This window comes from Microvirga massiliensis (assembly GCF_001006805.1).
In the GTDB taxonomy this organism is placed as follows: domain Bacteria; phylum Pseudomonadota; class Alphaproteobacteria; order Rhizobiales; family Beijerinckiaceae; genus Microvirga; species Microvirga massiliensis.
Window position 1 is genome coordinate 303,763 of the sequence record NZ_LN811360.1, and the last position, 6,348, is coordinate 310,110.

6 protein-coding genes are annotated in these 6,348 nt (G+C 64.3%); 4 read left to right on the forward strand and 2 right to left on the reverse strand.

Annotation, left to right across the window (positions count from 1 at the left end):
• Positions 1 to 598 precede the first annotated feature (598 nt).
• Positions 599 to 1,735: a DUF3616 domain-containing protein gene (locus BN1233_RS29570; protein ID WP_052763975.1), complete on the reverse strand. Its 1,137-nt coding sequence runs from the start codon at positions 1,733 to 1,735 to the stop codon at positions 599 to 601.
• Positions 1,736 to 1,866: 131 nt separating this feature from the next.
• On the opposite strand from BN1233_RS29570, the gene BN1233_RS29575 reads away from it, so the two are divergent.
• From BN1233_RS29575 to BN1233_RS29585, 3 genes are all read left to right on the forward strand, one after another.
• The gene (locus tag BN1233_RS29575) at positions 1,867 to 2,937 is read left to right on the forward strand and encodes an IS630 family transposase (RefSeq protein ID WP_074078384.1); all 1,071 of its coding nucleotides are present in this window, start codon (positions 1,867 to 1,869) and stop codon (positions 2,935 to 2,937) included.
• A gap of 659 nt (positions 2,938 to 3,596) precedes the next feature.
• A complete protein-coding gene (locus tag BN1233_RS29580) occupies positions 3,597 to 3,881 on the forward strand; it encodes a hypothetical protein (RefSeq protein ID WP_046867218.1) in 285 nt (94 codons plus the stop codon).
• Positions 3,882 to 4,121: 240 nt separating this feature from the next.
• Complete coding sequence (locus tag BN1233_RS29585; protein WP_046867219.1) at positions 4,122 to 4,448, forward strand: ATPase inhibitor subunit zeta; 327 nt, start codon at positions 4,122 to 4,124, stop codon at positions 4,446 to 4,448.
• Between the two features lie 198 nt (positions 4,449 to 4,646).
• Here BN1233_RS29585 and BN1233_RS29590 read toward each other — a convergent pair whose 3' ends face one another.
• Positions 4,647 to 5,279 (reverse strand): tyrosine-type recombinase/integrase, encoded by a 633-nt coding sequence (locus BN1233_RS29590; RefSeq protein ID WP_046867220.1) that lies wholly within the window; start codon positions 5,277 to 5,279, stop codon positions 4,647 to 4,649.
• 206 nt (positions 5,280 to 5,485) lie between these two features.
• Here BN1233_RS29590 and BN1233_RS29595 point away from each other — a divergent pair, with 206 nt between their 5' ends.
• Positions 5,486 to 6,334: an IS5 family transposase gene (locus BN1233_RS29595; protein ID WP_046867221.1), complete on the forward strand. Its 849-nt coding sequence runs from the start codon at positions 5,486 to 5,488 to the stop codon at positions 6,332 to 6,334.
• Positions 6,335 to 6,348: the final 14 nt, after the last annotated feature.

Genomic DNA, 6,348 nt, shown 5'->3' on the forward strand with positions numbered 1-6,348 from the left:
AACCCGGGAGCATTGTTCGGCGCGAAGAACGGCGCTGCTTTCCGTCCGATGCGGCGTGAGCACCCCAAACTCTTGGGCCCTGAAGTGTGCTTCCACCGGTGGCCGATGCTGCCGCAACCCTACCGGACCTGCCACGTTAGCAAGAGACGCTTTGCGGGCGATCACAGCCCGCGGAGGCGTCGAAAACCAGCATCCAGAAGAGGAGCGGCAGATGTACAAGCTTGCTTTAGTTCTGTGTGCTTGCGTGGCCATGGCAGCCTGTTCACCGACGACGACTGGAACCGCGGCAGGTGCCGCGACAGGGGCTCTCGTCGGAGGTCCAGTAGGCGCAGTGGTCGGCGGCGTCGGCGGCGCGGCCGTGGGTGCGACCGCAGGTGCCACAACGGGTGCGTCCGCAGGCGCTCGGGTCGCACAGGCGTCCCCCGGTTACTGCTACAGGTACGACCGGAACGGTCGCATGCTGATGGATGCGTCTGGTCAGCCGCGGCTCCGTCGCTGCTAGCGTGTCGTGCGGACAAGCGGACCCGGCGCCCCGGGCCGGACGCAAGCCGCCTGACGGGCCGAAGGCCGTCCTGCGTAACGCGCTTCGGCCCGAATCCTAGGACGCCAACGCCGCCACGCGCTTGGCCCGTGACCCGGCCTTCGGCCGGCGCGGGCCGATCAGGTCGGCGCGCACCGTGAAGGCATCCGGGTCCGTGCGCTCCGGGGCCGGGGCGTCATAGATGACGAGCAGGACGCCGGGCCCGGCCTCCGGCCAGTGATCGATGCCCTCCGGGTGATCGGCATGCAATCGATACGGCAGCTCGACGACCGTCTCGATGCGGTCCGGGGCGATGACGCCGGAGACGTCGTCGTGGACCGCATCCCGCCAGCGCAGCACGAACGCCGGCCCTTCCAGGGACATCGTGGGCCCGACCAACAGAAGGAGGTCTTCGCCGTCGGAGCACATGTCGCGGATGCCGAGGCCGCGCGTGTCGAGCAGGTGCTTGCGGTAGCGGCGTTCGCCCTCGACACGGCGGGCGCTGAGCCGGCCCGGTTCCTTCTCGGCGATCTCGAGGTCGAGCACCACCGCGTGGCCCCGCAACACCGGGCCGCGCAGGCCGAGCCAGATCCGATCCCCGCGCACTGCCAGACCCTCGACGTCGAACCCGTTTTCCTTGGCCGGGATCGTCAGAAAGGGGCCGAGATGCGGATCGTCGGCGACCCACTGGGTGAGAGCGCTATTCCGCTTGTCGAACTTGGCCCAGGCGGCCTGGCGTCCGCCGTCCGCTTCGGTCGGCATCCACAAGCCCGGCGCCTCCTCGACGAGTGGGATCCGGCCGAGGAAGTGCCGGTTCGGTTCGCGGTCGACCTTCTCCATCCGACGCAGGGCGTCATCGGCATTGCTCTTCTCGCGCTTCGGTTTGCTGCGCTTGAGTGCATGCGATCCCACGATCCAGAGACAGCCGTCCACAGCGCACAGGCCCTCGATGTCCATCTCGCCTTCGGCGCCGGCCGGCAGGTCGACGAGCCCGTCGAGAGCGAAATGCCGATGCTCGCCAAACCGGCCGTTCCCAATGCGCCGCAACCGCTCGACGCTCGCGATCTCGTCGCAGGCGAGAAAGAGACTGTCGCCGACGCGCGCGATGGCGGACAGGTCCTTGTGGAGCGGGTCCTCCACGTGTCGCAGAGGCCGCCAATCGGAAAAGGCGAGATCGACCTGTCCGAGGAGTTCTACATGGCTGTCGTTTGGCACGGTCGTTCCCTCCAGTGGAGCTGACGAGCCTGATGAAAGGCAACCAACAACGGCTCGGTCGCGAGGGAACCGAACCATCGCATAACCTAGTACCCACTGTCGCTGAAGCGTGAGTCGTGCTTCAAGGATGCATGAGCGGCATTCCTGAAGCGACCCCGATTGGCTTGACGCCTGAAGAGCGGATCGAGCTCGAAGGCTTGGCCCGCTCGACGAAAACGGAGCATCGGCTGCGCCAGCGGGCGCGGATCGTCTTGATGGCGGCGGACGGCCAGCCGACGCGGGCGATTGCGCGAACGGTCCACTGCACGATCGGCACCGCGAGCAAGTGGCGCGTCCGCTATGCCGAGCAGCGGCGGGCGGGTCTCGACGAGACCGGCGCGCGCGGGGCTACGCCCAAATACACGGCCGCGACGGACACGCGCATCCTGGCGCTGTTGGACCGATCGCCACCGAAAGGCCAAGCGCGCTGGACCGGTCCGTTGATCGCTCGGGCGCTCGGCAATGTGGACGTGCAGCATGTCTGGCGTTTCCTGCGCGCCCACAAGATCGACCTCGCGGGGCGCAAGTCGTGGTGCGAGAGCAACGATCCCGCCTTCGCCGCCAAGGCCGCCGATGTGGTCGGGCTCTATCTCGCCCCGCCCGAGAACGCGCTCGTCATCTGTGTCGACGAAAAGCCCTCGATCCAGGCGCTGGAGCGGGCGCAGGGCTACTTGAAGCTCCCGAACGGCCGCGCGCTGACCGGACATAGCCACGACTACAAGCGCAACGGCACCTCGACGCTGTTTGCCGCCTTCGAGGTCGCCACCGGCCAAGTGATCGCCGCGCACAAGAAGCGACGGCGGCGCGGCGAGTTCCTCGCCTTCATGAACCGCATCGTCGCGGCCCATCCCGGGCGCGAGATCCACGTCATCCTCGACAACCTCAACACCCACAAGCCCAAGCGCGACCGCTGGCTGGCCCGGCACAAGAGCGTGCACTTCCACTACACGCCGACCCGCGCCTCCTGGCTCAACCAGGTCGAGTGCTGGTTCTCGATCCTCGCGGGCCAGTCGCTGCACGGCGTTAGCTTCACCAGCGTGCAAGAACTCCGCAGGTACATCAATGCATTCATCGCGGCCTACAACGAGACCGCGCGTCCCTTCGCTTGGTCCAAGTCCGAGGTGCATCAAAAACGCCTCAAACCACGTTTCGCGGATCTGTGATTCCGGATACTAGGCCAAACCTGTTTGCTCCCCAAGGGCGCAGTCGAGCCCGAACGGTTCTCTCCGCCGTCGATCGGGCCGTGTCAGGCCGCCCCGGGAACGTCCCATGCCATCCTCTTGCCTGGATCGGTTCCGATCTGCCCTCGGAGCAGAGGCCGTGCGTGCGCCAGGTTGTGGATCGCAATCGCCTGATCGATGGCGGAAACTTACTTCCTGATGGTTTCCATCCTGTGCGTCGGTTCCTCGACTTCACCAAGCAACTCGGCGCGTTTCCGTTTCAGTTCCGTTCAACTCTCACACGGCCTACTCTGGAAATGGAGCCAGATACTACCTGACAGACTGGATCAAGTCTGGCGGCTTTTGCAACTGAACGCCGGATGGATCGACCCAGCGAGAACCTCCGGCGCAACAGACCACATATGCTGTGCGGCCATCCGGCCCCGTCAGCTTGCTCTGTTTCCGATCCGACCGCAGCACTCAGGACAAATCGACAGGGATCCAGACCGCCACCCAAGCGGCTTGCTAACAGCGATCGACGGGCGCAGTGTAGGCGGGAGCTTGATGGGAGAAATTCAGCCCCAGGGCTCGCCCTTGGCGTGCTCCAAGGCCCGGCCCGTTACTCAACTGGCAAGACCTTGATCGCTCAACGGGAGGCGCGAATGGAACAGATTCTCATCAATCTGATTGCGGGCGCAGTGGGAGGTGGAGCGGCGGGGAAAGCATCTCCTCAATTTGACCTGGGCACCACCGGCAATCTTATTGCAGGTGCTGTCGGTGGCGGAGTCCTTGGACAGATTGTAGCCCTTGCAATGCCAGCCATTGGTGCATCTCTCGCGAGCGGCAATTTCAGTGTCGGGGGAGTCCTCGCTAACCTCGTCAGCGGCGGTGCCGGCGGCGCTATTTTGACCGTCCTCATCGGTGCACTTAAGAACAGGGTCGCTTGAGGAGCGCCCTGCTCAAGAGGTTTCGACCGGTGCGTTCGCCCTTACCCTCCGCAAACGGGCTACTGCACCTGTAATCATCCAGATCGAAACACCTGCGGCCGATGGTAGTGGTGGGGAACCGGGTCTTCACGACCTGTGCCGACATCTCGGTGGCCTTTGCTACCGGATTGCGAACCATCCGGGTAACGGAGCCCGCTGACCGGAAGGGGCATTCCGCGGCCGGCAATCGGAGAACTTCGAATGACCAGCGTCGACGATGTGGGAAAGACGATCCTGCGCAACATGCTCCTCGGCAGGTGGGCCGCCGAGAAGCTGGGGATCACGGGCCGCGACGCGGAGGCCTATTCGGACGCCCTTGCGCGGGGCACGGTCGATCCCGAGCGCAGCGACGTGTTCAGCAAGATCCGCAAGGACTTCGATGCCGCGGGCGTGGCTCAATCGGACGAGCAGATCCGACGCGTCATGACCGAGCTCATGCTCAAAGCCGGGAACCTGATGCCGACAGCGCAGGGAGATTCCCTCGATGCCGCGGCGGTGACGCTCGCGCGCAAACTCATGTCGCAATGAGGCCGGCCGTTGATGTTCCATATAGCGCCGCTGGGTGCGCACGCAATGAATGGAATGGCGTGCTTACTGCAAGCCTATGGCCGCTTCTGGCACGCGGCTGTCGTTAGTCTTATGGCGGCTTGTGCCTCAAATCCGGACTTTGCTCCGTAGCAGTCAGCAGGCTTGGGGAGGCGGCTCGTCGGCGAGCCGTCTCCGAACTCAGATTTCAACTTGCTCCGCAATCAGAAGGGCATCGTCAACGTCGATGCCGAGATACCGAACTGTGCTCTCGATCTTGGTATGGCCGAGCAGAAGCTGGACGGCTCGGAGATTGCCGGTTCTCCGATAGATCATCGATGCCTTGGTCCGCCGCAGGGAATGGGTGCCGTAGGCCAGGGGATCGAGGCCAATCGCGTGGAGCCAGAATCCGAGCAGGCGAGCGTACTGGCGCGTCGTCATAGGCCTTCGCCGATCAATCCGGCTTGGAAACAGGGGCTCGCCCTTGTGCAAATCCTTCTTCTCCAGCCAGCGTCCGACAGCCTCGCGGGTCTGCTCGGCAATCTCGAACTGAACGGGCTGGCCAGTCTTCCGCTGCATGATAGTGGCTCGAGACCGCACCCGCCCGTTGAGTGCCACATCTCCGACCCGGAGCGCGACCAGGTCACAGGCGCGCAGCTTGCTGTCGAGTGCCAGGTTGAACAAGGCAAGGTCGCGAACGCGCTGCGCAACTTGGAGCCTGACCCGAATGGACCAGATCTCTCTGGTTTTGAGAGGCGGTTTGGGCCCGATCAGCTTGCACCGATTCCAAGGTGCTGTGGTTCGGCGAGGATGGTCGACGGCATTGTCTTGCATTGCAGTGCTCCTGAAATGAAGCCCCCGCAATGAAATTTGGCCTTACGTGATGGCAGAAAACCCAACTTCAGCATTCTTCCCCAATCTGGGCAGCTCACCAGGCTAGAGGCTGCCCAGCAATTAAGTTTCGCGTGCTATATTGGTGATTCACATAGGGTTTTTGGCTGGGCGCGGGCTGTCGTGTGTGGCTTGGGCGGGGTCTGGCCATGGACGAGCCCCTGTATGCGACTGATTTGAGCGACGCGGAGTGGGCACTGCTCGAGCCGCTGCTGCCTCGGAGCCATCCGGCGGGGCGGCGCCAGACCTATGAGCTGCGCCGCGTCGTCGATGCGATCTTCTATCTGCTCCGAACGGGCTCGCAGTGGCGCCCGCTGCCGCGCGAGTACCCGCCTTGGAAGGCCGTCTTCTACCACTACGCGCGGTGGCGACACGACGGCATGTGGGAGCGTGTCAACACAACCCTGCGCGAGCGCCATCGCGTGCAGGTCGGCCGCAACCGCGAACCCAGTGCGGCGATCATCGACAGCCAATCGGCCAGAACGACCGAGATGGGCGGACCCCGCGGGTATGATGGCGGCAAGAAGATCTCGGGCCGCAAGCGCCATGTGCTGGTCGATACGCAAGGCAACATCCTGAAGGTGTGCGTGCATCCGGCCGACATCCACGATCGGCATGGTGCCGAACTTCTGCTGCGCAGACTGGCCGGCGACTTCCCGCAGATTCAGCTGATGTGGGCCGATACCGCTTATCGCCGCCTGCAGGACTGGCTCACCGCAACTCTCGGATGGACGCTGTCGATCCCGAAGCATTGGTGGACGGGCGTCAGTGGGTTCTGGGTCGGACCGGGCCAGGAGTCCCCGCACATCCCGGCCGGCTTTCATGTGCTCCCGCGGCGCTGGGTCGTGGAAAGGACCTTCGCGTGGCTTGGTCGCAACCGCCGTCTGGCCAAAGATTACGAGCGCCTGATCGAGACCGGCGAAATGCTCCTATATCTCGCCATGAGCCGCATCGTCCTTCGGCGTCTCACCGCAAAATGCGCAACTCACGCAACTTAATTGCTGGGCAGCCT

Coding starts and splice junctions, on each gene's coding strand:
- BN1233_RS29595 (WP_046867221.1), top strand. CDS start 5,486: ATGGACGAGCCCCTGTATGCGACTGATTTGAGCGACGCGGAGTGGGCA.
- BN1233_RS29575 (WP_074078384.1), top strand. CDS start 1,867: ATGAGCGGCATTCCTGAAGCGACCCCGATTGGCTTGACGCCTGAAGAG.
- BN1233_RS29590 (WP_046867220.1), bottom strand. CDS start 5,279: ATGCAAGACAATGCCGTCGACCATCCTCGCCGAACCACAGCACCTTGG.
- BN1233_RS29580 (WP_046867218.1), top strand. CDS start 3,597: ATGGAACAGATTCTCATCAATCTGATTGCGGGCGCAGTGGGAGGTGGA.
- BN1233_RS29585 (WP_046867219.1), top strand. CDS start 4,122: ATGACCAGCGTCGACGATGTGGGAAAGACGATCCTGCGCAACATGCTC.